General features: G+C 57.0%; 29 protein-coding genes. 17 read left to right on the top strand and 12 right to left on the bottom strand.

The window, feature by feature from the left end:
* The 13 genes from pqqC (at position 1) to HZZ01_RS05190 (ending at position 10,926) form a co-directional block, all read left to right on the top strand.
* Positions 1-756, top strand: coding sequence for a pyrroloquinoline-quinone synthase PqqC (pqqC, locus tag HZZ01_RS05250; protein WP_010245074.1), 756 nt, complete (start codon positions 1-3; stop codon positions 754-756).
* A 3-nt stretch (positions 757-759) separates the two neighbouring features.
* Positions 760-1,038 (top strand): pyrroloquinoline quinone biosynthesis peptide chaperone PqqD, encoded by a 279-nt coding sequence (gene pqqD, locus HZZ01_RS05245; RefSeq protein WP_013357814.1) that lies wholly within the window; start codon positions 760-762, stop codon positions 1,036-1,038.
* Complete coding sequence (pqqE, locus tag HZZ01_RS05240) at positions 1,001-2,167, top strand: pyrroloquinoline quinone biosynthesis protein PqqE (protein ID WP_218928054.1); 1,167 nt, start codon at positions 1,001-1,003, stop codon at positions 2,165-2,167. The genes pqqD and pqqE overlap by 38 nt, the downstream gene beginning before the upstream one ends.
* Positions 2,167-4,443, top strand: a complete 2,277-nt coding sequence (gene pqqF, locus HZZ01_RS05235; RefSeq protein ID WP_179895796.1) for a pyrroloquinoline quinone biosynthesis protein PqqF — start codon at positions 2,167-2,169, stop codon at positions 4,441-4,443. Before pqqE ends, pqqF begins: the two co-directional genes overlap by 1 nt.
* Positions 4,444-4,558: 115 nt before the next feature.
* Positions 4,559-5,143: a YceI family protein gene (locus HZZ01_RS05230; RefSeq protein ID WP_179895795.1), complete on the top strand. Its 585-nt coding sequence runs from the start codon at positions 4,559-4,561 to the stop codon at positions 5,141-5,143.
* Positions 5,144-5,591: 448 nt separating this feature from the next.
* A complete protein-coding gene (locus tag HZZ01_RS05225; protein ID WP_179895794.1) occupies positions 5,592-6,572 on the top strand; it encodes a 6-phosphofructokinase in 981 nt (326 codons plus the stop codon).
* Positions 6,573-6,582: 10 nt separating this feature from the next.
* Complete coding sequence (locus HZZ01_RS05220) at positions 6,583-6,897, top strand: PTS sugar transporter subunit IIB (protein ID WP_090961135.1); 315 nt, start codon at positions 6,583-6,585, stop codon at positions 6,895-6,897.
* A complete protein-coding gene (locus tag HZZ01_RS05215) occupies positions 6,890-8,257 on the top strand; it encodes a PTS sugar transporter subunit IIC (protein ID WP_008925155.1) in 1,368 nt (455 codons plus the stop codon). Before HZZ01_RS05220 ends, HZZ01_RS05215 begins: the two co-directional genes overlap by 8 nt.
* Entirely contained in the window at positions 8,244-9,086 is an 843-nt protein-coding gene (locus tag HZZ01_RS05210) for a class II fructose-bisphosphate aldolase (protein ID WP_136198029.1), read from the top strand. The genes HZZ01_RS05215 and HZZ01_RS05210 overlap by 14 nt, the downstream gene beginning before the upstream one ends.
* 94 nt (positions 9,087-9,180) lie before the next feature.
* Entirely contained in the window at positions 9,181-9,450 is a 270-nt protein-coding gene (locus tag HZZ01_RS05205) for a hypothetical protein (protein WP_010245053.1), read from the top strand.
* Between the two features lie 9 nt (positions 9,451-9,459).
* Positions 9,460-9,897 (top strand): PTS sugar transporter subunit IIA, encoded by a 438-nt coding sequence (locus HZZ01_RS05200; RefSeq protein ID WP_090961123.1) that lies wholly within the window; start codon positions 9,460-9,462, stop codon positions 9,895-9,897.
* Complete coding sequence (locus HZZ01_RS05195; protein ID WP_179895793.1) at positions 9,894-10,517, top strand: AAA family ATPase; 624 nt, start codon at positions 9,894-9,896, stop codon at positions 10,515-10,517. Before HZZ01_RS05200 ends, HZZ01_RS05195 begins: the two co-directional genes overlap by 4 nt.
* Positions 10,486-10,926 carry a DUF393 domain-containing protein gene (locus tag HZZ01_RS05190; RefSeq protein ID WP_179895792.1) on the top strand — a complete coding sequence of 147 codons (441 nt, stop codon included), beginning with the start codon at positions 10,486-10,488 and terminating at the stop codon, positions 10,924-10,926. The genes HZZ01_RS05195 and HZZ01_RS05190 overlap by 32 nt, the downstream gene beginning before the upstream one ends.
* 49 nt (positions 10,927-10,975) lie before the next feature.
* Here the strand turns inward: HZZ01_RS05190 and HZZ01_RS05185 are convergent, their stop codons facing one another.
* On the bottom strand, positions 10,976-11,911 hold the full coding sequence (locus HZZ01_RS05185) for a zinc-binding dehydrogenase (RefSeq protein ID WP_179895791.1): 936 nt from the start codon (positions 11,909-11,911) through the stop codon (positions 10,976-10,978).
* 73 nt (positions 11,912-11,984) lie between these two features.
* Between HZZ01_RS05185 and HZZ01_RS05180 the strand changes: the two genes are divergently transcribed.
* Together HZZ01_RS05180 and HZZ01_RS05175 are read left to right on the top strand one after the other, a co-directional pair.
* Positions 11,985-12,479: a MarR family winged helix-turn-helix transcriptional regulator gene (locus HZZ01_RS05180; RefSeq protein ID WP_179895790.1), complete on the top strand. Its 495-nt coding sequence runs from the start codon at positions 11,985-11,987 to the stop codon at positions 12,477-12,479.
* A gap of 14 nt (positions 12,480-12,493) precedes the next feature.
* Positions 12,494-13,393, top strand: a complete 900-nt coding sequence (locus HZZ01_RS05175) for a LysR family transcriptional regulator (RefSeq protein ID WP_179895789.1) — start codon at positions 12,494-12,496, stop codon at positions 13,391-13,393.
* On the opposite strand, the gene HZZ01_RS05170 is transcribed toward HZZ01_RS05175, so the two are convergent.
* From HZZ01_RS05170 to HZZ01_RS05160, 3 genes are all read right to left on the bottom strand, one after another.
* Positions 13,368-14,177, bottom strand: a complete 810-nt coding sequence (locus tag HZZ01_RS05170; RefSeq protein WP_179895788.1) for a substrate-binding domain-containing protein — start codon at positions 14,175-14,177, stop codon at positions 13,368-13,370. The two genes, HZZ01_RS05175 and HZZ01_RS05170, sit on opposite strands and share 26 nt — an antisense overlap.
* Positions 14,178-14,187: 10 nt before the next feature.
* Positions 14,188-15,492, bottom strand: coding sequence for an MFS transporter (locus HZZ01_RS05165; protein ID WP_179895787.1), 1,305 nt, complete (start codon positions 15,490-15,492; stop codon positions 14,188-14,190).
* 319 nt (positions 15,493-15,811) lie between these two features.
* Positions 15,812-16,168, bottom strand: coding sequence for a hypothetical protein (locus tag HZZ01_RS05160; RefSeq protein ID WP_255434115.1), 357 nt, complete (start codon positions 16,166-16,168; stop codon positions 15,812-15,814).
* Positions 16,169-16,295: 127 nt separating this feature from the next.
* Between HZZ01_RS05160 and HZZ01_RS05155 the strand changes: the two genes are divergently transcribed.
* Positions 16,296-17,189: a dihydrodipicolinate synthase family protein gene (locus HZZ01_RS05155; RefSeq protein WP_179895786.1), complete on the top strand. Its 894-nt coding sequence runs from the start codon at positions 16,296-16,298 to the stop codon at positions 17,187-17,189.
* A gap of 14 nt (positions 17,190-17,203) precedes the next feature.
* Here the strand turns inward: HZZ01_RS05155 and HZZ01_RS05150 are convergent, their stop codons facing one another.
* The 3 genes from HZZ01_RS05150 to HZZ01_RS05140 form a co-directional block, all read right to left on the bottom strand.
* Complete coding sequence (locus HZZ01_RS05150; protein ID WP_179895785.1) at positions 17,204-17,698, bottom strand: ATP-binding protein; 495 nt, start codon at positions 17,696-17,698, stop codon at positions 17,204-17,206.
* 299 nt (positions 17,699-17,997) lie between these two features.
* Positions 17,998-18,237: a hypothetical protein gene (locus HZZ01_RS05145; protein ID WP_136199271.1), complete on the bottom strand. Its 240-nt coding sequence runs from the start codon at positions 18,235-18,237 to the stop codon at positions 17,998-18,000.
* Between the two features lie 265 nt (positions 18,238-18,502).
* Positions 18,503-18,829, bottom strand: coding sequence for a cupin domain-containing protein (locus tag HZZ01_RS05140; protein WP_179895784.1), 327 nt, complete (start codon positions 18,827-18,829; stop codon positions 18,503-18,505).
* 139 nt (positions 18,830-18,968) lie between these two features.
* Here HZZ01_RS05140 and HZZ01_RS05135 point away from each other — a divergent pair, with 139 nt between their 5' ends.
* Positions 18,969-19,607, top strand: coding sequence for an RpiB/LacA/LacB family sugar-phosphate isomerase (locus HZZ01_RS05135; RefSeq protein WP_003853539.1), 639 nt, complete (start codon positions 18,969-18,971; stop codon positions 19,605-19,607).
* A 67-nt stretch (positions 19,608-19,674) separates the two neighbouring features.
* Here HZZ01_RS05135 and HZZ01_RS05130 read toward each other — a convergent pair whose 3' ends face one another.
* Genes HZZ01_RS05130 through HZZ01_RS05110 form a run of 5 tightly spaced genes read right to left on the bottom strand, consistent with a single transcriptional unit; the run spans position 19,675 to position 24,743 of the window.
* Positions 19,675-20,439 (bottom strand): ABC transporter ATP-binding protein, encoded by a 765-nt coding sequence (locus tag HZZ01_RS05130; RefSeq protein WP_179895783.1) that lies wholly within the window; start codon positions 20,437-20,439, stop codon positions 19,675-19,677.
* Between the two features lie 9 nt (positions 20,440-20,448).
* Positions 20,449-21,315: an ABC transporter ATP-binding protein gene (locus HZZ01_RS05125; protein ID WP_179895782.1), complete on the bottom strand. Its 867-nt coding sequence runs from the start codon at positions 21,313-21,315 to the stop codon at positions 20,449-20,451.
* Positions 21,287-22,192: an ABC transporter permease gene (locus HZZ01_RS05120; RefSeq protein ID WP_179895781.1), complete on the bottom strand. Its 906-nt coding sequence runs from the start codon at positions 22,190-22,192 to the stop codon at positions 21,287-21,289. The genes HZZ01_RS05125 and HZZ01_RS05120 overlap by 29 nt, the downstream gene beginning before the upstream one ends.
* The gene (locus tag HZZ01_RS05115; protein ID WP_179895780.1) at positions 22,189-23,220 is read right to left on the bottom strand and encodes an ABC transporter permease; all 1,032 of its coding nucleotides are present in this window, start codon (positions 23,218-23,220) and stop codon (positions 22,189-22,191) included. The genes HZZ01_RS05120 and HZZ01_RS05115 overlap by 4 nt, the downstream gene beginning before the upstream one ends.
* On the bottom strand, positions 23,217-24,743 hold the full coding sequence (locus HZZ01_RS05110; RefSeq protein WP_370463439.1) for an ABC transporter substrate-binding protein: 1,527 nt from the start codon (positions 24,741-24,743) through the stop codon (positions 23,217-23,219). Before HZZ01_RS05110 ends, HZZ01_RS05115 begins: the two co-directional genes overlap by 4 nt.
* Positions 24,744-24,748 lie beyond the last annotated feature (5 nt).

Below are 24,748 nucleotides of genomic sequence, written 5' to 3'. Positions count from 1 at the left end.
ATGCAGATCACTGACACGCTGTCGCCGCAGGCTTTTGAACAGGCCCTGCGCGATAAAGGCGCTTACTACCATATCCATCACCCTTATCACATCGCGATGCACAACGGTCAGGCCACACGCGAGCAGATTCAGGGCTGGGTGGCGAACCGCTTCTATTACCAGACCACCATTCCGCTGAAAGATGCGGCGATCATGGCCAACTGTCCCGATCCGGCCACCCGCCGTAAATGGGTGCAGCGCATCCTCGACCACGACGGCAGCAACGGCGAAGAGGGTGGCATCGAGGCCTGGCTGCGGCTGGGCGAGGCGGTCGGGCTGACGCGTGAAGAATTATTGTCAGAGCAGCATGTGCTGCCGGGCGTGCGGTTCGCGGTCGATGCGTACATTAACTTTGCCCGCCGCGCCAACTGGCAGGAGGCGGCCTGCAGTTCACTGACCGAGCTGTTCGCTCCACAGATCCACCAGTCGCGGCTCGACAGCTGGCCGCAGCACTATCCGTGGATCAAAGAAGAGGGTTATTTCTACTTCCGCAGCCGCCTGGGTCAGGCGAACCGCGATGTGGAACATGGCCTGGCGCTGGCGCTGGAGTATTTCACCACCGCAGAAACGCAGAACCGCATGCTGGAAATTTTGCAGTTTAAGCTTGATATTTTATGGAGCATGCTGGACGCCATGACCATGGCTTACGAGCTGAAACGTCCGCCTTATCACACCGTCACAGACAAGGCGGCGTGGCACACCACCCGACTGGTATAACAGATGAATGAAAACTCGATTGCCGCGTTTCGCCGCGGCTACCGTATGCAGTGGGAAGCCGCCCAGGATACCCATGTGGTGCTCTATCCCGAAGGCATGGCGAAGCTGAACGAAACCGCCGCCGCCATTCTTGAACTGGTAGATGGCAAACAGGATATCGCCGCGATAATCGCGACGCTGGATAGCCGTTTTCCGGAAGCAGGCGGCGTGGGACCGGATGTTTTAGAGTTCCTGCAATCAGCTTATGAACAGAAGTGGATACAGTTCCGTGACCCCGCATAAACCTGGTGTGAACCCACCGCTCTGGCTGCTGGCCGAGCTGACTTATCGCTGTCCGCTGCAGTGTCCTTATTGCTCCAACCCGCTGGATTTCGCGCAGCAGGAGAAGGAGCTGACCACTGAGCAGTGGATTGAGGTCTTTCGCCAGGCGCGTGCCATGGGCAGCGTCCAGCTCGGCTTTTCTGGCGGCGAGCCGCTGGTGCGTAAAGATCTGCCTGAGCTGATTAAAGCGGCGCGCGATCTCGGCTTCTATACCAACCTGATCACCTCCGGTATTGGCCTGACGGAGAAGAAGCTGGATGCGTTCAGCGAGGCCGGTCTGGATCATATCCAGATCAGCTTCCAGGCGAGTGACGAAACCCTGAATGCGGCGCTGGCGGGATCAAAAAAAGCGTTTCAGCAGAAGCTGGAGATGGCGAAAGCGGTGAAAGCGCACGGCTATCCGATGGTGCTGAACTTCGTGCTGCATCGCCATAACATCGATCAGATCGATAAAATCATCGACCTCTGCATTGAGCTTGAGGCGGATGACGTAGAACTGGCGACCTGCCAGTTCTACGGCTGGGCGCAGCTTAACCGCGAAGGTCTGCTGCCGACGCGTGAGCAGATCGCCCGGGCGGAAGCGGTGGTGAAAACCTACCGTGAGCGGATGAGCACCACCGGTAATCTGACCAATCTGTTGTTTGTGACGCCAGACTACTACGAAGAACGCCCTAAACCCTGTATGGGTGGCTGGGGCGCGATCTTCCTCAGCGTCACGCCAGAGGGCACTGCGCTACCGTGTCACAGTGCGCGCCAGCTGCCGATAGAATTTCCGTCGGTTCTGACCCAAAGCCTGGATGATATCTGGTATAACTCGTTCGGCTTTAACCGTTATCGCGGTTTTGACTGGATGCCGGAGCCGTGCCGCTCCTGTGATGAGAAAGAGAAAGATTTTGGCGGCTGTCGCTGTCAGGCTTTCATGCTGACCGGCAATGCTGACAACACCGATCCGGTCTGCAGCAAATCACCGCATCACGGTAAAATCCTTGAAGCCCGGCGTGAGGCGGATTGCAGTGACATTAAAATTGGTCAGCTGCAGTTCCGTAACCGCAGCAACTCGCAACTGATCTACAAAACACGGAACCTCTGATGAAAACGCGCTGCCTGGAGATAAACGGTCTGACGGTTGAACTGGTGCATCAGGCTGATGCCAGCCAGGCCGCCGCCCTGATTCAGGTGGGAGCAGGGAGCCATGACGAGCCAGAACGCTGGCCCGGACTGGCACATCTGCTGGAACATCTGCTGTTTACCGGAAGCAGCGGCTGGCCTGATGAGGGCCGGCTGATGAGCTGGATCCAGACGCAGGGCGGCAAGGTTAACGCCACCACGCTGGCCCATCGCAGCGCGTTCTTCTTTGAGGTGACGCCGCCGTTGCTGGCTGACGGGCTGGCACGACTGCAGGATATGCTCGTCTCTCCGCTGCTGGATAACCAGGCTATCGCGCAGGAAGTGGCAGTGATCGACGCCGAATATCAGCTGTTGCAGCGTCATGAGCCATCCCGCATCGAAGCGGCACTGTTGCATGCCGTTCAGTCACCCGCTGAATTTCAGCGCTTCCATACGGGCAGCCGGGCGAGCTTTGGCGATGAGATGTCTGCGCTGCAACGCGCGCTGCGTCAGTTCCACCAGCGTTACTATTTCGCCAGCAATATGCGGCTCTGGCTGCAGGGACCGCAGTCACTGGATGTGCTGGAGCAGCTGGCACGTCAATTTGCCGCCGCGCTGCCTGCGGGTCAGTGGCAGCAGGATCTGCCACCGCCGCACCTGCTCAGCGATAGCTGCTGGCAACTGGCCGATACCGCCTCACCCGCGTTATGGCGCACCTGGTTGCTGAGTGCCGGTGACGGTGTCACGTTATGGCGTGAGTTTCTTCTGGATGAAGCGCCAGGTTCTTTGCTGGCTATCCTGCGTGAACAGGGGCTGGCAGAGTCGCTGGAGCTGAAATGGATCTATCAGGCGGGTGGCGCGCTCTGGCTGGGCCTGGGTGTCGAAACGCAGCAGCCTGATGTCATCAATGAACTGATCGACCGCTATGTCGATGCGCTAAGCCAGACCAGTGCGGTGCAACATCAGCATTATCATCAGCTGGCGCAGCAGCGATTTGTGACGCTGTCACCGATGGAGCAGCTGCGACAGCGCGCCATCGGCTTTGCACCGGATGAAACCGTGCCTGAACTGCTGCCGCTGCTGAAAAGCCTTAACAGTGCGCCAGGCACGCGGCTGAAATGCACACCGTCACCGGCAACGGAAAACCTCTTCACGCAGGGCTTCAGCCTGCCGCTGACAGCCTGGCAGCCCTTACCGCCTGAGGCGCTGCCCGCTGCGAATTTCACCTTCTATCCGCTCGATACCACCGTCATCACTGAGCCGCTGCCCGCAAAGGCAGTGGCATTGCCGCATCATCCGTCCGATGACCCGCAGGCAACGCTGATCCTGCGACCGGAGTTTTACTCAACGTTTACCGCCGAGGTGGGCGAAGCACTGGGACGGCGATTGCGTCCTCTGTTTGCTGCGCTGCGTCATCTGGGCGGGAACGGCAGCTGGCAGGAAGTGGAGGGCGTGTGGCAACTGACGCTCCAGCTGACAAAGGATGAGGCGGTGACGGATCAGGCGCTTAGCCAGATTGTCATCGCACTGACACTGCCGGTTGCGGCAAACCTGCCATCGCCTGTCGAAAGCATCGCCATCCGCGCGCTGCTGCGGCAGTTGCCTTATCAGATGGCAGCGACCTTTGCGCCAGATTGCTGGCGGGCAGCGCTGAAAGGCGGCAACGCGGCGCTGCATTCGCTGATTGCCCGGCGGCTGAGCGCGCTGTCGCTGCCGGTGAATCCAGCAACGCCCCCGAAACGCATGACTACGCAAACCGGCATGACACGCCAGCCGCACGCCAGCACGGACAACGCGCTGCTGCTGTTTATTCCGCTGCACCGTCCTGAACAGCTGGCTGCATTGCGCGCGCTGGCGCTAATCTATGAGCCACGCTTTTTCCAGCGCTATCGCGTTGAGCAGCCCATTGGTTATGTGGTCAGTAGCCGCTACATGCGCTGTGCTGATGAAGATGGCGTCCTGTTTGCGCTGCAGTCGCCCGATTACAGCGCGCTGTCACTGCTGCGCTACTGCCGCAACTTCCTGCGTTCTCTGAACGAAACGCTGGCGGGTTGTGATCTGGTGGCACTGAAAGCGCGTCTGCTGAGCCAGGAAGTCGCGCAACCTCTGGCGCAGTTGCGCCATGAAAATGGCCTGGCAGAAGTGGACGCAGCACAGGTTGATGCGCTGACTCTCTCTGATCTTCAACAGCTGCACCGCACGCTGATTCAGGATCGCCGCCGCTGGCGGGTGCTGTTTACCGGCGGTGGAAATCTGTAGCGCCCGGCAAAAAGTTGCTGAATTTATTTGAAAATTACCGACAAATCTCTTCACTGTCTATTCCGGGCAAACTGGACCACACTCAGTTCACTTTTGTCCGCATAAGGAATTGACCGTGAAGAACTTCAAACGTATCGCACTGCCCCTGTTAGCCGCTGCTACCCTCTACGCTCCGTTATCGCAGGCTGAGGCGATGCACTACCAGCTGAACCCTGAGCATACGTCGGTAATTGTTGCCTGGAACCATTTTGGCTTCTCAAACCCTACCGCAGATATTCCTGATGCATCCGGTACGCTGGTATTTGATAAAGATCATCCAGAAGCATCGCGTGTTGATGTGACCCTCCCAGTCAGCAAAATCGACAGCCACGTTGCCGCGCTGACCAAAGAGTTTAAAGGCGCGGAGTACTTCGACACGGCCAAATACCCGACGGCGACCTTCCACAGCACCAAAGTGGTTGCGAAGGGCGACAACAAATTTGACGTTGAAGGCAACCTGACGCTGAAAGGCATCACTAAGCCTGTTACGCTGCACGCGACGCTGAACAAGCAGGGCGAGCATCCGATGGTGAAGAAGCAGGCGATTGGTTTTGATGCCACCGGCACCATCAAGCGTTCTGACTTCAAGCTGGACAAATATGTCCCAGCGGTAAGCGACGACGTCACCCTGACGCTGTCTACCGAAGCTTACGCGAAGTAAGTTTTTCGGGGCGTAGCGGCTCACTGCTGCGCCCCGATTCATTTTTTACCTCTCCTGCGTCCCCTGAAATATGCCTGCCAGATTTGCCCTGAAATAATCCCGCCACACCGCTTAAAACTATTTCTTTAACGTCTTATCCGGGCCCGATCCGGTAAAAATGAGGCGAAAGTCACAAATTTGCAACAGCAAGAAATAACGAAATCGGCACCCGCGTTTGGCGAAATCGAATTTTGATGCCTGTTTAACTAACCTGCTGATTTATATCATTTCGCTGTGAACGTTACGTTCGCTAATAATGTGACCTGATTCACAAATAGTGCTGATGAACTGCCGCTGTCAACATACCCGCCTAAAAAATACCGTGCATAACTGTGATCCCCTCTGCAAATAGCAACCCCACGAACCGGAAGAATGTTCCTCAGCAGAGTAAGTCAGTGGGGTGAGGGAAATGCGCATTGGAATGGTAATCAGTGGCGGGGATGTCACCGGCATTAATAATTTTGTCTTCCAGATAGGGCGTCTGGCGCAGGCTGAGATGGTGATATTTGACGGCGGCATTCCCGGCCTGCTGGAAAATAACCATCGTGATATCAGCCAGCGCGATCTGCTCGACTTTTCGATCGCCCCGATTCCCGTTATGCAATCGGGTCGCACGCAAAAGAAACTGGTTCGCAGCGAATATGAGTTAATTGCGCGCCAGCTGAAAAGCGCCCGCATTGACGTATTAATCATGGCGGGTGGTGACGGTTCGCTGCAATTTCTCCACATTCTGTCGGAGTCTGGGGTTAATTGTTTCGGTGTCGGCATGACCATCGATAACGATGTATTTGGCAGTGATTACACGCTGGGTTTTTCCACCGCCTGCGAGCAGGTATTAAAAGAGGTCGCGAAACTGCGCAATACCGGCCGCGCCTTACCCGGCCGGGTTTTTATGCTGGAACTACTCGGCGGCTATTGCGGTGAATTAACGCTGCAGTCGGCGATTAAATCCAACGCGGACATTGCGTTAATCCCGGAGTGCCAGATCCCGCTGCCACAACTGGCGCAGCGCATTACCGGGCGACTGGCAGAGCAGAACAGCGTGGTCATCCTCTGTTCTGAAGGTTACACCCGTGAATATTCGCCCGGCTTTCAGGGGGCGATCGACACCTTAATCAAACAGCTTGAGCCGCTTATTGGCGTACGCATCCGTAAAACCATTCTCGGTTACGGGTTGCGAAATGGTGACCCTACCTGCGAAGAAATTTATCAGGGCACCATTATGGCCAGTGAAGTGGTGCGTTGTATTCAGTCAGGCATGCGGAATAAAGCCGTCATTATTAATGGCAGCAATAAACCGATCCCGATTGATTTAATAAGCATGCAAAAACGCCTGGTCGATATTGACGGGCACCATTACAAACTCGCTAAACAACTCAATATAGTGTGAGGAAAAAACCATGCTGAAAATATTATGTGTCTGTGGTTGTGGATTAGGCTCCAGTTTTGCGATTGAGATGAGCGCAAAAGCGGTATTAAAAAAACTGGAAATTGAGGCCGATATCGATCACACCACCATTTCAGAAGCGAATGCATTTAAGTCAGATATGATCCTGACACAAAAAGCCTTTGCCGACGTATTAAACGCCGACGCCAGTCCGGAACAGATTAAACGGGTCATTATTCTTAACCGGCTCACCGATAAAGCGGAAATAGAGCAGAAGATTCTGGCCTTTTTAAAAGAACGCAACGAGAAGGTCGCCGCCCATGAATAGTGTGATCGACTTCCTGGTCAAAGATCTGCTGGGGCAGGCGTCGATTCTGATTGCCTTTATTGCCCTGATTGGTCTGCTGCTGCAAAAAAAATCGGCAGGCAAGGTGGTGGAAGGCACCTTCAAAACCCTGCTCGGCTTTTTAATTATGATGGCGGGTATCAATATTATTGTGGGCACCCTGACGTTCCTCAATACCATTTTTACCCACGGCTTTGGTATGCGCGGCTATATCACCGATGTGGCCGCCATTGCCGGCCTGGCTAACCGCGAGCTAGGCTCGGAGGTGGCGCTGACGCTGCTGGTGATCTTTATCGTCAATATCATCATCGCGCGACTGACACCGTTTAAGTACATCTTCCTGACCGGCCAGGCCCTGCTGTGGATGGCGACGATTGGCGCGGTGATCGGTTACAAAGCGGGGCTGACCGGCCTGCCGCTGATCCTGACCGGCGGTATCTTTGGCGGGATCATGGCGGTGGTAATGCCGGCGCTGGCGCAGCCGGTGGTAAGGCGGATTACTGACTCGGACGACGTGGCGTTAGGTCATTTCTGCACTATCGGCTATCTGGTCACGGCGGCGGTTGCCAAAGTGGTCGGCAAAGGATCGCGCTCTACCGAAGATCTGAAACTGCCCGATAACTTCAAGTTTCTGCAGGATACCTATCTGTCGATGGCGCTGGTGATGGTGCCCATGTACCTGATCCCCGCTGTGGCGGCCGGTCCGGCGTTCATTGCCCAGTACAGCAATGGCATGAACTACCTGATGTACGCCTTTATGCAGTCGATTCAGTTCGTCGCCGGGGTCTTCGTGCTCTACAGCGGTGTCCGTCTGCTGCTCAACGAGCTGGTGCCTGCTTTCCGGGGTATCGCCATGCGTGTGGTACCGGATGCCAAACCAGCGCTGGACTGCCCCGTGATGTTTCCTTACGCCCCGAACGCGGTGATCGTGGGCTTCCTCGCCACCACGCTGGGCTCCATCGTCGGCATGCTGGTCTTCCCGATGTTTGGACTGGCGATGATCCTGCCTGGCCTGTTGACCAACTTCTTCGCCGGTGGCACCGCCGGCGTATTTGGTAATGCCATGGGCGGACGGCGCGGCGCGATGATCGGCGGCTTCGTCCACGGACTCTTTATCACCATTCTGCCCGCCATTCTGGTGCCGATGCTGGAGAGCTATGGCTTCACCGGTGTGACCTTCAGTGACTCAGACGTCATCAGTACCGGCCTGGTGCTCGGCCACGCCTTCCAGAATAACTGGCTGTTTGTCGCCCTGTTTATTGCCTTTGTTACCGCACTTGCCTGGTTTGTTAATGGCAAATCCACCAAACCTCAAGAGGAAAAAATCCATGAAACTTTATAACTTCGCCGATCTGTTAAAGCTGGCTAAACAGCGTGACTTTAAAGCGGTGGGTTCTTTTAATCTTCACTGCCTGGAAATGCTGCCCGCCTATTTTAAAGCAGCAGAGAAGACTAATAGTCCCTTAATGATTCAGATCTCTACCGGCACGGCAAAATATCTCGGCCATAAGCTGCTGGTCGATGCGATTAAATCGCTGTCAGAGAGTATGAATGTTCCGACCTGTCTGCATCTCGATCACTGTTCTGATTTAGCCGCGATTCAGACGGCGATAGATGCCGGATTCAGTTCCGTGATGTATGACGGGTCACATCTGTCGATTGAAGAAAATATTGCTAATACCCGCCGGGTGATTGATATGGCGCGTCCGCATAATGTCTCGGTAGAAGCAGAACTGGGTGCCATTGGTGGTTCGGAAGATGGTAAATGTGTGGAGATGGAGGCAATCGCGTTTACGCCGGTGGAAGATGCACGCCGTTTCGTTGAAGAGACCGGCGTCGATATGCTGGCGATCTCGATTGGCACCGTACATGGGCTTTATACGGGTAAGGCGCATATTCAGCATCAGCGTCTGGCGGATATTACGGCGGCAACCCACACGCCACTGGTGCTGCACGGCGGCACCGGCGTCAGCGATGAAGATATGCGGCTGGCAGTGAGCAGCGGGATTGAGAAGGTCAATGTCGGCACCGAAATGAATGTGCAGTGGGTGGCGCAGTGCAAATCGACCTTTGAGAAAGGTAAAGTGAATGACAGCGTGCGTAATTTCCTGGTGCCAGCTAATGATGCGGTGACGAATGTGCTGGTAGAGAAAATGCAATTATTCCGGTAATTGCCCGCGCCGCCATCACCGGTTTATTGCATTAACCGTTTTTATCATCACTATTAATCTTAGCTACCCCGACATGACAGGGGCAGGAGAGCCTATGTTTGGATTCTTAAAAAAGTCTCCGGCTGTGGAACAACCCAGCGAGCAGCAGCAGGATCATCTGGCGGAATTAAGTCGCGAGAAAATAACGCAACTGGAGCAGCAGCTGGCTATTAATCCGCGTGATGGCGAAACGCAAAAACAATTAATGCTGGAATATAATCGGGCATTAAGTTTATTTGCGAAAAGCCGTCGCTACCGCAATGAAATTGATGCGCTGTTTGTCAAAATCGATGAATTACGCAATGTGGTTCGCCAGTCGATTTAAGGAGAGCTGATGACGATTAAGCAGTTATTGCAAGAGGCCAACGCCATTCAGATTGGCATCGACGCCACGGACTGGCGTCAGGTTATCGCGCTGGCCGCCGAACCGCTGGTTAGCGGCGGCTATCTCGCTGCCTCTTATCCCGATGCGGTGATCGCCAACACCCTGGCTCATGGGGCGTATTATGTGTTTGAGGAGGGCATTGCTATCCCCCATGCGCGACCGGAAGCGGGGGTGATCCGCGATTGTTTCAGCATGATTCTGCTGAATGAGCCGATCTCGTTCGAGGGCAGTGATAAAGCGGACATTGTGATTATGTTTGGCGCGCGTGACAGCAATGCGCATATCGAAGAGGGGATCCGCGCAATTGTGTCGCTGCTGGAGGACGAGGAGACGCTGGTCCGGTTACGTCAGGCCAGCAGTGTCGCGGAGGTCATCGATATCTTATGACGCAAAACATCCCCCCCAAACGCGTGGTGCTGGTTAACGGTATTCCGGCATCGGGAAAGAGCACCCTGACGCGCGCGCTGTCACACCATTTTGGCTGGCCGGTGCTGACGCTCGACAGTCTGAAAGAGCCGTTTATGGACGCTTTTGCGCCGGTCGATCGCCAGCGTAACCGGCAACTGGGCTGCGCGGCCTATCAGGCGATCTGGAACATCGTCGAACAGGCACCGGCCAGTCAGGTCTGGCTGATAGACGCCTGGTTTGGTTTTCAGCCGCGCACGCTGCTTGAACAGGGGCTGAAACAGGCGGGCGTCGAAGAGGTGCTGGAGCTGTGGCTGAAGATTGAGCCAGAGGTGGCGGTAGCGCGCTATCAGGCGCGTCTGTCGCAGCGGCTACCGGGACATCCGGGCGCAGAGTATCTTCCGGAACTGCGTCAGCTGGCGCATCAGGCCAGGCCGATGGCCCTTGGAGCGGTGTATGACGTGGATGCCAGCGCCCAGGATCACGCTGCTGTTATTCACTGGCTGCAACAGCAACTGACCAGAATCCGCTACACTTCAGCTCATCATCAGAGGAGTGAGGAGTTGCAGGATGTCGTCGCCCCCGTATCTGCAAACCGGTGAAAGCGCCGTGCTTTATGACGGCGTCTGTAAGCTGTGTAACGGCTGGGTTCAGTTTCTGCTGCGTCACCACCTGGCGCGGCAGGTCCGTTTTGCTTCGGTGCAGAGCGAGCAGGGCAAAGCGCTGCTGCGCTGGGCGGGTATGCCGGAAGAGAACGTCAGCACCATTGTTTATATTGCCGGTAACCAGCACTGGCTGCGGGCGCAGGCGGTGTTCCGCGTGATGCAGCACCTGCCGGCACCCTGGCGCGGGCTGGCGGTGCTGCGCCACTTCCCTGACGCGATCAGTAATTTTGCCTATGACCGCATCGCGTTAAACCGCTATAAGCTGTTTGGCCGTTACAGTAGCCAGCATGCTCTCACACCTGATTATCCTGACCGTTTTCTGCATCCGATGCCGTCCGGAGGTTAGCGGCAGGTCTGCCCGACAGGCAGGCCCGCGCTGTTCATGCGCCGGGTGACTACAGCGTAAACACCGTCCGACAGCGGCTGTCATCTTCATCCCATGCTGTCTCCACCTCAGAAAGAGGACGTGGTTTAAAAGGCACCGAAAAGGCGTGCTGTCCGGCAGCCTGCAGTAGTTCAGCCAGCGAGCCAATCAGGTCTGCGTTGGATACACTGCCCAGTCCACTCCCCATCAGTGTCAACCCGGATGCACGCAGCAAATGACTGTGCAGAGGGATCTCCTGTGCGCTGAGTGAGCCAATCTGAACGAAGCGGACGACGTGGTCACCGCCCCGCACCGCCGCTTCCATGATCGCCAGCGCGCTCTCTCCCCAGAGATAATCCAGCACCACATCAATGCCGTCTGCCATCAGGGCAGGGAGTTCAGCGGGCAGAGCGTCAAGTGTCATGACGCTGTCTGCGCCCTCATTAAGCAGTTGCTGCAGGATCTCTGGGTTCCGGCCGGTCGCAATAATTTTGCCTGCGCCGAGACTGCGGGCGATGCGAATCGCCAGACGGCCGGAGGTGCCGGTTGCGCCGTTGATCAACACGGTTTCGCCTTTGCGCAGTTCAGCCCGGCGGGTGAGTGCGGCCCATGAAGACATGCCCGGATTGGCAAGCGCGGCGGCGACCACGGGATCAAGCGACGCAGGAAGCGGAATAACGCAGCGGGCATTGACCACCACGCTTTCCGCCATGCTGCCTGACGCGGTACCAAAGGTCAGAAAGTAAACCGGATCGCCGTTTTCGAGGTAACCCGTACCGTCAATGCCCGGCACCACGGGATAGAGCGCAGCGGCACTGTAATGCGTACCTGAGGCCCGTGCTTTGACCAGCTGGCTCATGGCGGCGGCTTTCACGTGAACCAGCCGTTGGTTTTCAGCGGGCTGAGGAGTGGGTAAATCACCATAGTGTGGTTTCTGACCGGCCTGATTAATGATGGCTGCTTTCATAGGGTGTTGTCCTTCTAATAATAAGTAATTAAGTGTAAAGTACACACATTATTCCTGCCGCAGGATGGCGTCAATGAAAAGTGTGCAAAATACACATAAATACGATGCGCTGCATGATTGTTTGTTGATGATTGCAGGCGCGCTTAACCGGCCCCAGCGCGATATGGCGATGATTAAAGCGGCAGGTATTGATCTGGATCGGGCGCTGTTTCCGCTGCTGGTACAGGTCAGCCGGTTCGGCCCGATCGGCGTAGGCGAACTGGCCGATCGGGTGGGGCGTGATTACAGTACGGTCAGCCGTCAGGTGGCGAAGTTAGAGGAAACCGGGCTGGTCATGCGGCAAAAAAATCGCCAGGACAAAAGGATTAACGAGGCGGTAATCACCCCGGATGGCAGGGCGATGACCGATAAAATCGATGCCCAACGCGTGCAGGTTTATCAGCGTGTTTTCCAGCACTGGCCGGAGATTGATCGCGAAACGCTGGAGCAACTGCTCGGCAGATTTGTGACCGATTTTAGTCAGACGGAAGGCGATGAAAATAATGACCAGGGGTCTGATGCGATTTAAGGGAAGAAGTAACCATGCCGGTTAATGTCGATCTCAACGATCTTTACGCGTTTCGCGCGCTGGTGGAGTTTGGTAATTTTCGCCTGGCGGCGGAATCGATCTGCCTCTCTCAGTCGGCACTAAGCCGCCGCATTGATAAGCTCGAAACCACGCTGGGGATTAAACTGTTTGAGCGGACCACGCGCCGCGTCACGCTGACGCTGAAAGGGCATGCGTTTGCGCAGCGATCGGAAAAGCTGCTGGCCGATTTTGAAGAGGTCATGGCCGATCTCAGTGAGGTGAGCTTAGCCCGCACCGGCCTGATCACTGTGGCCTGCGTGCCGTCAGCCGCCTACTATTTTATGCCCAATATCATCCGGCTGTTTCAGGCGCGCTATCCAAAGGTGCGGGTCAAAATGATCGACAGCAGTGCGGCCAACGTCTATGACGCGGTGATTGGCGGGCAGGCCGACTTCGGCATTAGTTTTTCCAGCCGCTCTCAGCCGGATGTGCTTTTTCAGCCGCTGATGGATGACCCCTACGTGGCGGCCTGTCGGCGTGACCATCCTGTCGCCGCAAAAAAGAGTCTGAGCTGGCAGGCGTTTTATCAGTATGAGTGGGTAGGGCTGGATAAAACCTCCGGCAATCGCAACCTGCTGGATCTGGCGTTGCAGGCGGTTATACCGGAGAAACCCTGTATCTGTGAAACCCGGCACGTGACTACCATGCTGGGGATGGTTGAGGCGGGGCTTGGCATCGCTGCCGTCCCCGCCATGGCGATGCCGGGCTACGATCACGCCATGCTGATGGCGGTGCCATTAACTGACCCGGAAGTAAAACGCACCGTGGGCCTGTTGCGTAAAAATGGCCGCACGTTGTCGCACATTGCCAGCGACCTGGAGAACCTGATTATTGAACAGTATCAGCGACTTTGACCGGTTCTGACGCTTTTACGGTGTGCAGTCCGCTGGCGTGGACCGCCTGCTGAGCCTCCGGCGAGGCGAGCCAGTGCAGCAGCTTCGCTGCCTCATCCGGCTGCGCGGATTTGCTTACCACGGCACCGGCAAAACGAGTGGTGTATTGCAGGTTGTCCGGCAGTTCGCCAATAAAGGTTACGCCTGACACCGGCAGCAGCTCGCTGACCTGTTGAAAGCCAATAGTGTATTTACCGGCTGCGACCTCTGACGCCACCGGGATGCGCTCAACCTTCACCGCCTTCGCCTTAACCTGATCCTCAATGCCCAGTCGGCTGAACAGCTGGCGGCTGACATATTGGCCGCTGGCGCTGTCGGAGTAGGCGATGGAAGAGGCGTTCAGCAGGGCAGCACGCAGCGCACGTTCACTGCCGATGTTAACTGGCGTGGCCCCTTTTTTAATGACCGCGCCGATGCGGGAGTCTGCCAGCTCAACCCGTGAACCCGGCCGCGTCTCGCCCTTTTTTTGCAGATCGCTTAACGCATCGCCAACCATAATCACCACATCGGCCGGCTCACCGCGCGCCAGTCGCGCCGGAATCGCCTGCGGCGTCTTGCCCATTGAGGGGCCAGCCACGGTGTTGATGGTGATCCCTTCCTGTTTTGCGAATTGTGGCGATAGCGTATCCCACGCTGTTTTAAACCCGCCGGAGATCATCACCGTCAGTTCCTTTTCCTGTGCCGTGGCGCTGCCCGCCACGCTGAACAGCAGGGCGGCGTACAGCGACATCGTTTTCAGTTTCATCTTCAGTTCCTTAGCTTACGGTTTCATGGGCTGGCGCGACGGCACTGCGGGTACGTCGATAGAGATAAAGTGTCGCCCCCAGGGCGCAGACTGCCGCAAAACTCATCCAGTAGCCGGGTGACGCTTTATCACCGGTCATCTCAATCAGGCCGGTTGACATCACCGGGGTAAAGCCGCCAAACAGCGCGGTTGCCAGGCTGTATGCCAGCGAGAAGCCCGCCACACGGACTTCCGCAGGCATGATTTCGGTCAGCGCCGGGATCATCGCGCCGTTATAAAGACCGTAAATCATCGACAGCCACAGCAGCACGCCCAGCATCATCGGGAAGCCCGGGGCCGCCGCCAGCATGCTCAGGGCCGGGTAGGTGGTGACAATCGCCAGCAGTGTCATGGCGACCAGTACAGGTTTACGGCCAAAGCGGTCGGAGATTGCGCCGCCAATCGGCAGCCAGACAAAGTTAGACACTGCCACCAGCAAGGTCACCAGCAGGCTGTCAGAGGCACTCAGCAGCAGCACTTTCTTGCCAAAGGTCGGGGCATAAACCGTAATCAGGTAAAACGCTGTTGTGGTCATCGCCACCATCAGCATCCCGGCTATCACCACCTGCCAGTTACTCAGCAGGATACGGAACACCTGCTTCACATCAGGATGGCTGCGACGTTTGTTGAATTCCTGGGTCTCTTCCAGCTTGCGACGCAGCACGAAGATAAAGGGCACAATCAGGCAGCCAGCCAGAAATGGAATACGCCAGCCCCATTCACGGATAGCGTTCTCTTCCAGCACCGCGTTGAGGATAAAGCCCATCGCCGCCGCGACCATAATCGCCACCTGCTGACTGCCTGACTGCCAGCTGGTGTAGAAGCCCTTACGGCCTGGTGTGGCGATCTCCGCCAGATAGACCGATACACCGCCCAGTTCTGCACCGGCGGAGAAGCCCTGTAATAACCGACCGATCAGCACCAGCATTGGCGCCCACAGGCCAATGCTCTGGTAGGAGGGGATTAGCACGATCATAAAGGTGCCCGCCGCCATGATGGAGAGCGTGACGATCAGCCCCTTACGACGGCCGACCTTATCGATGTACGCCCCCAGCACGACTGCGCCGATAGGGCGCATCAGGAACCCTGCGCCAAACACGGCAAAGGTCATCATCAGTGAGGCGAACTCACTGCTGGCCGGAAAGAAAGCATGGGCGATATACGTGGCATAAAAACCGAACAGAAAGAAATCGAACTGTTCGAGGAAATTGCCTGAGGTAACACGAAATATGGCGCCAATCCTGGCGCGGTGGGTCATGGGTAAGGTTGTCTGCATCAGTAACTCCAGTAAGGTTTGACGCTTTTTGAAGCGTTTGTTACTGGAGAGTGGATCAGCGCCCCGCGCTAAATAAGTGCAAAAAGGGCATTGATTGATGTGTGCTTCGCATGATTGCCAGATGTTATCATTTAAACGTGTTTTAATTCATTTGCTTATATCGATCAGTGGTTTTTTTGCGGCTGTTATTGGGTCTGAGACGGGTTTACGGAAATGTGACAGAATTCATAAGCGTGTTACGCGCTGCCGGGGGATTCTGGCCTGTCTGAAACTGCTCATGCAGACCCTGACGGCAGAAGGGAACAACATTCAGGTGTGCTCAATCAGCGACGGTGATGGCGAAGACCTGACGTAAATGCCGGATTCCCGCTTCGGAAAACGCGACTTCACGGTAGCCTGGCTGGCGGGTGAGCCAGCCCTGCGCGTTAAAGGCGGTCAGCAGCGCGGCACCTGCATAGCCGCCGAGATGGAACCGGCGTTCACTCCAGTCGAGGCAGCCACAGCACGCTTTGCGGCGTCCGGGCTGAGACAGATCAATCCGCAACGCCGCAAACTGCTGCTGGCCGTAAAGGGTGACCGTGCTGCCCTCCGGCGTGATCCAGCCCTGGGTATCCAGTTGAAGGTAACGCATCTGGTGTTCAGGTCGGGCTTCGGCTTCAAACAGGACGGCAATCATCGCGATCTTCCTTTGGATGTAAAAAAGGGTGTGAGCGAAAAATAGCGGGCGGGGCGACCTGATGCTTCGGCCGGTAACGAAATATGGCTGCAGCCAGCCAGTGCAACCTCATGATGGAGCAGACGATATGTTTAGCGGACTCAGTGCCTTTCCACTTACTCCCTTTGCTGATGGCAAACCCGATGAAGCGGCCTTTTTACGACTAGTGCGCAGGCTGACTGAAGCAAAAGTCGATTCCCTTGGCGTGCTGGGTTCTACCGGCAGCTATGCCTATATGACCCGCGCACAGCGCAGGCGAATCGCAGAACTGGCGGTTGAGCATGCAGATTCGATTCCGGTGATGATTTGCATTGGCGCGGTAAGCACCGATGAGGTGCTGACGCTGGCGGAGGACGCGCAGCAGGCAGGCGCATCTGCTTTACTGCTGCCGCCACTGGGTTATCAGGCATTGAAAGAGGATGAGGTGTTTGGGCTTTTTGAGAGCGTGACACGCCACGCTTCGGTACCGATTTGCATTTATGACAATCCGGGCACTACCCATTTTACATTTTCTGATGCGTTGCTGAGCCGGATCGCCGCACTGCCAGGTGTTGGCTCAGTAAAAATTCCGGGTGTACCCGCGGAGCAATCTGCGGCGAATGACCGCCTCGCTCAGTTGCGCAGCACACTGCCTGATTCCGTGTCGATTGGCGTCAGCGGCGATGCCTTTGCCGCTAATGCATTGATTGCAGGCTGTGATGGCTGGTATTCAGTGTGCGGCGGGCTGTTTCCGCGCGTTGCAAAAGCGATGACTGACGCGGCAGCCGCAGGCGATCATCAGAGCCTCAGGGCGCAGTCCGATCGCCTGCAGCCGTTGTGGGCGCTGTTTCGCCAGCACGGCGGCAGTTTCCGGGTCATAAGTGCCGCAGCAGGGCTGCTGGGATTGACCGAACGCGACTGCCTGCCGCGTCCGCTGTTGCCGCTCTCCTGTGCGGATAACCAGCAGATTGCTGATGTGCTCGCGGCACTCGATCTCACTTAACGTTACAGAAGGCGTTAACCGTGCCGCACGAGGTTAAAGCCTTCCTCCGTCTGCGGCGGTTCAAAATAGCGGGTAATCAGCGTGAACTGCTCGTCCGTTGCGGCAAAAGCGTGTTCGCCGCCCTGATTGCGGGCATGCAGACGTGCTTTACATAGCGCGTCCGGCACATCCAGATAATGCAGGCAATGGTCGGCAGAGGATGCCTGAATAATCGAGCGCATCCAGTCGCGATTCGCCCGGGTGTTTGCCGGAAAATCGAGCACTATCGATACACCTGCATTAAGCAGTGCTACCAGATGAGGCGTCATCGCCTGTCTGAGTTTTGCTGCAACACGCACGTAATCTGCTACCGATTGCATCTCATTTTGCCAGAGCGCGGCCAGCCACTGATCCTCGCTGATCACGACACAACCGGGCGCAGTACCCAGCTCGGTTGCCAGCGTCGATTTCCCGGAAGCAATTTTACCGCACAGCAGATGCAGCGTGGCGGGGGATGAGGTCAGGGCCATATCGCTCCTTTAACAACCGGGTCATAAATGAGTGCGCAAAACGAGCCTCGCCAGCATGAAATTCAGGCTAACAAAAGAGAAGAGAAACAAGCAATAACAGAACTAAAGTGGCAGCTGAGTAAAGCCCGGAATTACTGTGCGTAACAGCATCCGTAGCTGAGAGCAGCACTGCGATGCAAAAAACTGGCGGCCTATACGGGAGAGGTAACACGCCTGAACGGGGAAGTGTGCTCAGGCGGAGTCCGGGATTTGAATGACACTATCAGAGAGCAGCTGCGCTGAACATTGAGCCACAGGTTTCATTTTTTTGCCATCAGCAAAGTCAGTAGTTCACGGCAGCACGCTTCTTCTTCGGTGCTGTCAGCGGAAGCCAGGTGACGCAGCAGTTCCATGCAGCTTTTTTCCTTGCCCGCTTCCATTAACTCTTCAATCAGAAAATTAAGCTTGTCCTGCTCTGATGCAGCAAAAGATGAGGTGAATTCATTTTTGACCGGAAGAGTATGAGTCACCGGCAACGTAAGGGTATTTTGCATTGGCATATTACTGTCCTGTTTCGGGTTAAAAAACGCACTGTCATTGCTATTAAACTTATACAACGATCGCTGTTTTGTACAGAAATATGCCAGATTGATTTTTAAGCCGAAGCTAAGCGTAGCGCGGGTGCGGAGTAAATGCTGGCTAATCATTTAGTTAGCCTGAGAAGGGATTTCAGAAAAATTTTTCGGGTTTTAAGCCCTATTCGGGCAACGGGAAAAAAGTCCTGAACACAGGTATTCAGGGCGGCCCTGTGGACCGCCTGCGCTGTTATATGGCCAGGAAATCTTCGCGTTGTGGTGTAAAGGTATCCAGCAGCACACCCGCCTCAAGACAGACACAGCCATGAACCACATCAGGCGCTTTATAAAGTGTATCGCCCGCACCCACTTCACGTGTTTCACCATCAATGGTGAAGGCAAAGCGTCCGCTCAGGACATAGGTCAGCTGCTCATGGGGATGGTGATGCAGTGGGCCGATGGCGTCTTTTTTAAAACACACCTCAACCGCCATCATTGTGCCGCCATACGCCAGTACGCGGCGGGTCACGCCGTTACCCAAATCTTCCAGTGGTCGCTCTTTATGGTAGATAAACATCGCTATCCTCACGCGGTAGTGGGCGCTGCAGTGGCCGTTTTGTGATGGGTCTCACAGCACCAGGGTCAATTAGTCCATGCACTTTAGTGGTTTTTCTCTAAAATGAAACGGTGTTTCATTTATTTTATAAGGGTAGATCATGAAAATCGCGTTAATGATGGAAAACAGCCAGGCCGCTAAAAACGTTACCGTGTTGAAAGAACTGGAAGGCGTCGCGCAGCCGCTGGGCCATCAGGTCTTCAACGTCGGGATGAGCGATGAGCAGGATCACCATCTGACCTACATTCATCTTGGCATCCAGGCCAGCGTGCTGCTCAACAGCCAGGCGGTGGATTTCGTGGTCGCGGGCTGTGGGACCGGCCAGGGCGCGCTGATGTCGCTTAACATCCATCCGGGTGTGGTCTGCGGCTACTGTATCGATCCGGCAGATGCTTACCTGTTCGCGCAAATCAACAACGGCAATGCCTTATCCCTGCCATTCGCCAAAGGGTTTGGCTGGGGTGCTGAGCTGAACCTGCGCTTTATCTTTGAAAAAGCGTTCACGGGCGAGAAGGGCAATGGCTATCCACCAGAGCGTAAAGAGCCGCAGGTGCGCAATGCCGGCCTGCTGAATCAGGTCAAGGCTGCGGTGATCAAAGAGAACTATCTCGACACCCTGCGCGCCATCGATCCTGAACTGGTACGCACCGCCGTCAGCGGCCCGCGCTTCCAGCAGTGCCTGTTTGAGCATGGCAAAAATCAGGAGATCGTTGCCTTTGTGCGTCAGCTGACTCACTAAGCGCGCCGATTTGACAGGGCCGGTCTGACCGGCCCTTTTTTTATCTTCTCTCAGCGTCCGCGACGATTCAGCTCTGCTGCGCCAGCACCGCATGATTGTGGCGACTCGCTTCCACCAGCATCCGCGTATAGGGCATTGCAGCGCGATCGGCTACCAGCGTCGGCACATCCAGCGTCTCCAGCACGTTGCCCTGTTGCATGACTGCTACGCGATGGCAAAGATGCGCCACCACCCCGAGATCGTGCGTCACCATCAGATAGGTCAGGTTCTCCTGCTGCTGCAGATCGCTGAGCAGATTCAGGATTTCTGCCTGCACTGAAACATCCAGTGCTGAGGTCGGCTCATCCAGCAACAGGACGCGCGGTTCTAAAATCAGCGCCCTTGCAATCGCCACGCGCTGACGCTGCCCCCCGGAAAGCTGATGGGGATAGCGCGTCTGCCAGGCACGGTTCAGCCCGACCTTATCCAGCATCGCCACTACCCGCTGCTGGCGCTGACCGATGCCCTGAATCTGCAACGGCTCTTCAAGGATATCACCCAGCGTGTGACGCGGATGCAGCGAGCCGTAAGGGTCCTGAAACACCATCTGTACCTGCCGACAGCGCGCCCGTTCGATTCGATGCGTCAGCGGCTGATTATCAATCGTCAGCTCTCCCTGCCAGTGAGTAAACAGGCCCGCCAGGCACTTCAGGACCGTCGTTTTGCCTGAGCCTGATTCACCGACCAGCCCGAAGATTTCACCCTGTTTCACCTGCAGATTCACGTCGAACAGCACCTGATTCCGTGCACCCTCATCACCGAAGCTGAGGTTGAGATTTTTCACGTTAATCATCACCACTCCTTAGTCAGTTAGCCAGCTTGCGTGTCGTTGTAGCACTGGCAGGCGCGTACGGCGGCGATCCAGGTCGGGCAGTGCTGCCAGCAGCCCCTGTGTGTAAGGATGCTGCGCGCGGTCGAGTTCACTGGCGGCCAGCGACTCCACCACGCGCCCGGCGTACATCACCAGCACCCGATCGCAGAAACTGCGCACCAGATTGATATCGTGACTGATAAAAATCAGCCCCAGCCCGCGTGCTTTCACCAGATCATCGAGCAGTGCCAGCACCTGCAGGCGCACCGAGACATCCAGCGCAGAGGTCGGCTCATCGGCAATCACCAGCTCCGGTTCGGTAATCAGCATCATGGCAATCATCACACGCTGCCCCTGACCCCCGGAAATCTCATGAGGATAGAGCTGATAGACCCGTTCAGGATCGCGGATCTGCACCTCCTCCAGCATCGCCAGTGCCCGCTGACGCGCCGCTGATTTCTGGTCGCGATGATGACTGCGCCAGGCCTCGGCAATCTGCTCGCCCACCCGAATCACCGGATTCAGCGAATATTTCGGGTCCTGCATAATCATTGAGATGCGTTTGCCACGAATGGCGCGCATCTGCGCCGGGCTGGCGTGCAGCAGGTCGATATCGCCAAACTGCATCCGGCTCGCCTCGATGCGTGCCTTCGCCGGATGCAGCTGCAGCAGGGCGCGGCCCACAGTCGATTTACCGGAGCCGGACTCGCCGACAATCGCCAGCTTCTCCTGACCGAGCTGAAAGGAGACGCCGCGCACCGCCGGGGTTGCCTGGCGTCCGTTAACAAAGTTCACGTGCAAATCGCGCACGTCGAGCAACGGCGAGGCGTTACTCACTGCGGGGATCGAGCAGGTCACGTAGGCCATCTCCTAAGAAGTTAAATGCCAGGCTGTTAATCAGGATCGCCAGACCAGGTACAGTGACCACCCACCAGCACTCCAGCATGTAGGTGCGGCCGCTGGCGATCATCGCGCCCCATTCCGGATCGGGCGGCTGCGCGCCCAGCCCAAGAAAACCCAGACCGGCGGCGGTGAGGATAATGCCCGCCATGTTCATGGTGATGCGGATAATCACCGACGGCAGGCAGAGCGGAATAATGTGCTTCCACAACACCCGCAGCGGCGACGCACCCTGTAAACGGACCGCCGAGATAAAGTCCGCCTGTCGCAGCGACAACGTTTCGGCGCGCGCAAGACGGGCAATGGGCGGCCACGCCGTGAGCGTAATGGCAATCACCACATGCTCCAGACCCGGTCCCAGCGCGGCAACAAACGCCAGCGCCAGTACCAGGCTCGGGAAGGAGATGAAGATGTCGGTAACGCGCATCAGCACGCCGTCGACTTTGCCGCCGAAGTAACCGGCGGTGACGCCCAGCAGCAGGCCGAGCGGCCCCACGGTGACCGACACCAGCAGTACGATGTAGAGCGTGATGCGCGCGCCCCAGACCAGACGGCTGAAGATATCCCGGCCAAACTCGTCGGTGCCGAACCAGTGTGCCGCGCCGGGCGGTGTCAGCGCATTGTTCAGATCCTGAATCAGCGGATGATACGGCGCGATCCAGGGCGCAAAGAGAGCAACAATGCAGAGCAGCAGCACAATGCCGCCGCCAATGGCGGTCAGGGGGTTACAGGCCATGCGCCAGAGGAAATAGCCGCAGCGGGCTGCAAACCGCTGGCAGCGTGCCAGACGCTCGCGGGATTGACTCACAGACGCAGTGTCAAAGGAGATCGTCATACTTTGGTCCTCGGATCGAACACCTGATAGAGCAGGTCGGAGATCAGGTTAAGCAGCACAAAAATCAGGCCCACTACCAGCACACAGCCCATCACCGCATTCATATCGCCCAGCATCAGGCTGCCGGTGAGGTAGGAACCAAAGCCGGGCCAGGAGAAGACCGTTTCGATCAGCACCGCACCCTCCAGCAGCGAGCCATAAGCCAGCGCCACGACGGTCAGCAACTGCACCAGGATGTTGCGGAAGGCGTGCTGCCAGATCACCTGCCATTCGGTCAGGCCCTTGATGCGTGCGGTGAGAATGAACTCCTGCGACAGCTGCGCCAGCATAAAGCTGCGCGTCATGCGGCTGATGTAAGCCATAGAGTGAAAACCCAGCAGCGAGGCGGGCAGCACCAGATGATTCAGCGCGTTCCGGAACACCTGGCTGTTGCCGGCCAGCAGAGCGTCAATCAGCATAAAGCCGGTGCGATGGGGCACGATGCCATCCAGGCTGAAATCCACCCGTCCTGCGCCGCCGACCCAGCCGAGATGGGCATAGAACAGCAGCAGGCCCATCATGCCGACCCAGAAAATTGGCGTGGAGTAACCGGCCAGACTGAGCATCCGCACCACATAGTCGATGACGCTGTTACGGCGCGCCGCCGCCAGCACACCCAGCGGCACGCCGAGGCCCGCGCCAATCACAATCGCCAGCGTGGCCAGCTCTACGGTGGCGGGAAAGACGCGCAGGATGTCTTGTACTACCGGCTGGCCGGTGAGCAGCGCATGACCGAGATCGCCATGCAACAGCGCGTTAAGGTAGATGCCAAACTGTACCCACAAGGGTTTATCAAAGCCGAGCTGGTGGTAGACCTGCTGGTAAGTGGCGTGGTCGGCGTCGGGGCCGACAATCGCCAGCACCGGATCCAGCGGCATTACCCGGCCAATAAAAAAGGTCAGCAGCAGCAGGCCGAGCAGGGTAATCAGCACCTGCACCGCGCGATGGCTGATGCGGCGGCACTGATGTCGGGTCAGAGTGAGGGTCATTGTGTGCCTCCCGCCAGGGCTTCAGGGGTTTTCCAGACGTCGCGCAGGAAGGTGGTCGCGGAGGGATGGGGCTGATACGCCTGCACCCGGTTACTGACCACCACGGAGTCGAGCATTTGTGAAATGGGCATCAGCGCAGGCACCAGCTGGTCATAGCGTTGCTGGATGGCGAAATAGTCCTGCTGCTGACGGGTTTTGTCGCGTTCAACCAATGCCTGATCGATCATGCTGTTGAGCTGTGCGTCGTAGAAACCGGTGCGCCAGCCCTGGAAGTTAGTCAGCCGGGCGCTATCCGCATTGTTCGGGTTGTAGACCAGCGAACGCAGGCTGGAGTGGGGATGCGGCTCCACGCCGCTGCCGCCGCGTCCGACCAGCAGATTAAACTGTCGATCGCGCATTGCGCCATAAATCTGGTTGCCGGTGCCGGTAATGATTTTTGCGCGAATCCCGCCCTGCAGCAGCGTGGACTGCACCGCGATGGCGATATTCAGGAACGGCTGATCGGCCAGCACCCGCAGCGTAGTGTCGAAGCCGTCCGGATAACCCGCTTCAGCCAGCAATGCCCGGGCACGCGGCACATCAAGCCGGTAACCGGGGTCGGGCAGCGTGGCGGGCATCCCGGCCTGAATCGGGCGCTGATGGAGTTCGCCGTAGCCGGTCATCAGGCTCTTATTGATGCCCTGATAATCGACCAGATAGCGGATCGCCTCACGCACTTTGATATTCCCGAAGTGCGGATCTTTCATGCTCATTGCCAGGTAGTAGAGTGTTCCTTTTCTGACGGCGTCGATGGTGAGGTCGGGATCGTGACGCAGGGCGCGCACGTCCGGGATTGCCATGTTGCTGGCGATATCCAGATCGCCTTTTTCCATCATCAGCCGCAGGGTCTGCGACTCCTGCAGGTGACGGAACACGACCCGTGACATTTTTGCTTCGCCGCGCCAGTAGTCTGCCGCGCGGCTCATCCGGAGCACATCTTTTGCCTGCCAGACATCCAGCCGGAACGGGCCGGAGCCCGCTTCATGGGTCGTGAGCCAGCGGTTGCCCCAGTCACCCCCGACCTCATGCTGCTGCACGGTTTTGCTGTCCAGTACCACCATGCTGCCCAGTGCCGCCAGCGAGTAAATCACCAGTTGTGGATCGTTTGGCTTCGGCAGGGTGATCACCAGCGTGCGGTCGTCGGGGGCGGTGATCATCTGGTCAACGTTGTCGCGGCTGAAGCCGTACGATTTCCACACCGACGCCTGCGCCAGGTTCAGATGCAGCACCCGTCGCATCGACCAGACCGCATCGGCGCTGGTGAGGGGATGACCGGAATGAAACCTGACGTTGTTGCGCAGATGAAACGTCAGGGTGCGGTTATCCGGGCTGACTGACCAGCGTTCTGCCAGCGCCGGGCGCACCTCGGTGAGCTGTTGCGGGTTCAGCTCCACCAGGCCGTCATAGAGATTGACGACAATGCCGACCACCTCGTTGCCGGTCATGGCGGCCGGATCCAGGGTGAGCAGGTTGTTCATGTTCATGCCGA

Source organism: Pantoea sp. WMus005 (assembly GCF_013415305.1).
GTDB lineage: Bacteria > Pseudomonadota > Gammaproteobacteria > Enterobacterales > Enterobacteriaceae > Pantoea > Pantoea rara.
The sequence above is the reverse complement of the archived record's forward strand: the minus strand, read 5'-3'. Positions and strand labels throughout refer to the sequence as shown.

Coding starts and splice junctions, on each gene's coding strand:
- HZZ01_RS05155 (WP_179895786.1), top strand. CDS start 16,296: ATGTTTAGCGGACTCAGTGCCTTTCCACTTACTCCCTTTGCTGATGGC.
- HZZ01_RS05110 (WP_370463439.1), bottom strand. CDS start 24,743: ATGAACATGAACAACCTGCTCACCCTGGATCCGGCCGCCATGACCGGC.
- HZZ01_RS05130 (WP_179895783.1), bottom strand. CDS start 20,439: ATGATTAACGTGAAAAATCTCAACCTCAGCTTCGGTGATGAGGGTGCA.
- HZZ01_RS05210 (WP_136198029.1), top strand. CDS start 8,244: ATGAAACTTTATAACTTCGCCGATCTGTTAAAGCTGGCTAAACAGCGT.
- HZZ01_RS05190 (WP_179895792.1), top strand. CDS start 10,486: ATGTCGTCGCCCCCGTATCTGCAAACCGGTGAAAGCGCCGTGCTTTAT.
- HZZ01_RS05140 (WP_179895784.1), bottom strand. CDS start 18,829: ATGTTTATCTACCATAAAGAGCGACCACTGGAAGATTTGGGTAACGGC.
- HZZ01_RS05225 (WP_179895794.1), top strand. CDS start 5,592: ATGCGCATTGGAATGGTAATCAGTGGCGGGGATGTCACCGGCATTAAT.
- pqqE (WP_218928054.1), top strand. CDS start 1,001: ATGAACAGAAGTGGATACAGTTCCGTGACCCCGCATAAACCTGGTGTG.
- pqqD (WP_013357814.1), top strand. CDS start 760: ATGAATGAAAACTCGATTGCCGCGTTTCGCCGCGGCTACCGTATGCAG.
- HZZ01_RS05215 (WP_008925155.1), top strand. CDS start 6,890: ATGAATAGTGTGATCGACTTCCTGGTCAAAGATCTGCTGGGGCAGGCG.
- HZZ01_RS05120 (WP_179895781.1), bottom strand. CDS start 22,192: ATGACGATCTCCTTTGACACTGCGTCTGTGAGTCAATCCCGCGAGCGT.
- pqqC (WP_010245074.1), top strand. CDS start 1: ATGCAGATCACTGACACGCTGTCGCCGCAGGCTTTTGAACAGGCCCTG.
- HZZ01_RS05200 (WP_090961123.1), top strand. CDS start 9,460: ATGACGATTAAGCAGTTATTGCAAGAGGCCAACGCCATTCAGATTGGC.
- HZZ01_RS05180 (WP_179895790.1), top strand. CDS start 11,985: ATGAAAAGTGTGCAAAATACACATAAATACGATGCGCTGCATGATTGT.
- HZZ01_RS05185 (WP_179895791.1), bottom strand. CDS start 11,911: ATGAAAGCAGCCATCATTAATCAGGCCGGTCAGAAACCACACTATGGT.
- HZZ01_RS05160 (WP_255434115.1), bottom strand. CDS start 16,168: ATGATTGCCGTCCTGTTTGAAGCCGAAGCCCGACCTGAACACCAGATG.
- HZZ01_RS05175 (WP_179895789.1), top strand. CDS start 12,494: ATGCCGGTTAATGTCGATCTCAACGATCTTTACGCGTTTCGCGCGCTG.
- pqqF (WP_179895796.1), top strand. CDS start 2,167: ATGAAAACGCGCTGCCTGGAGATAAACGGTCTGACGGTTGAACTGGTG.
- HZZ01_RS05220 (WP_090961135.1), top strand. CDS start 6,583: ATGCTGAAAATATTATGTGTCTGTGGTTGTGGATTAGGCTCCAGTTTT.
- HZZ01_RS05195 (WP_179895793.1), top strand. CDS start 9,894: ATGACGCAAAACATCCCCCCCAAACGCGTGGTGCTGGTTAACGGTATT.
- HZZ01_RS05205 (WP_010245053.1), top strand. CDS start 9,181: ATGTTTGGATTCTTAAAAAAGTCTCCGGCTGTGGAACAACCCAGCGAG.
- HZZ01_RS05145 (WP_136199271.1), bottom strand. CDS start 18,237: ATGCCAATGCAAAATACCCTTACGTTGCCGGTGACTCATACTCTTCCG.
- HZZ01_RS05115 (WP_179895780.1), bottom strand. CDS start 23,220: ATGACCCTCACTCTGACCCGACATCAGTGCCGCCGCATCAGCCATCGC.
- HZZ01_RS05135 (WP_003853539.1), top strand. CDS start 18,969: ATGAAAATCGCGTTAATGATGGAAAACAGCCAGGCCGCTAAAAACGTT.
- HZZ01_RS05165 (WP_179895787.1), bottom strand. CDS start 15,492: ATGCAGACAACCTTACCCATGACCCACCGCGCCAGGATTGGCGCCATA.
- HZZ01_RS05170 (WP_179895788.1), bottom strand. CDS start 14,177: ATGAAACTGAAAACGATGTCGCTGTACGCCGCCCTGCTGTTCAGCGTG.
- HZZ01_RS05150 (WP_179895785.1), bottom strand. CDS start 17,698: ATGGCCCTGACCTCATCCCCCGCCACGCTGCATCTGCTGTGCGGTAAA.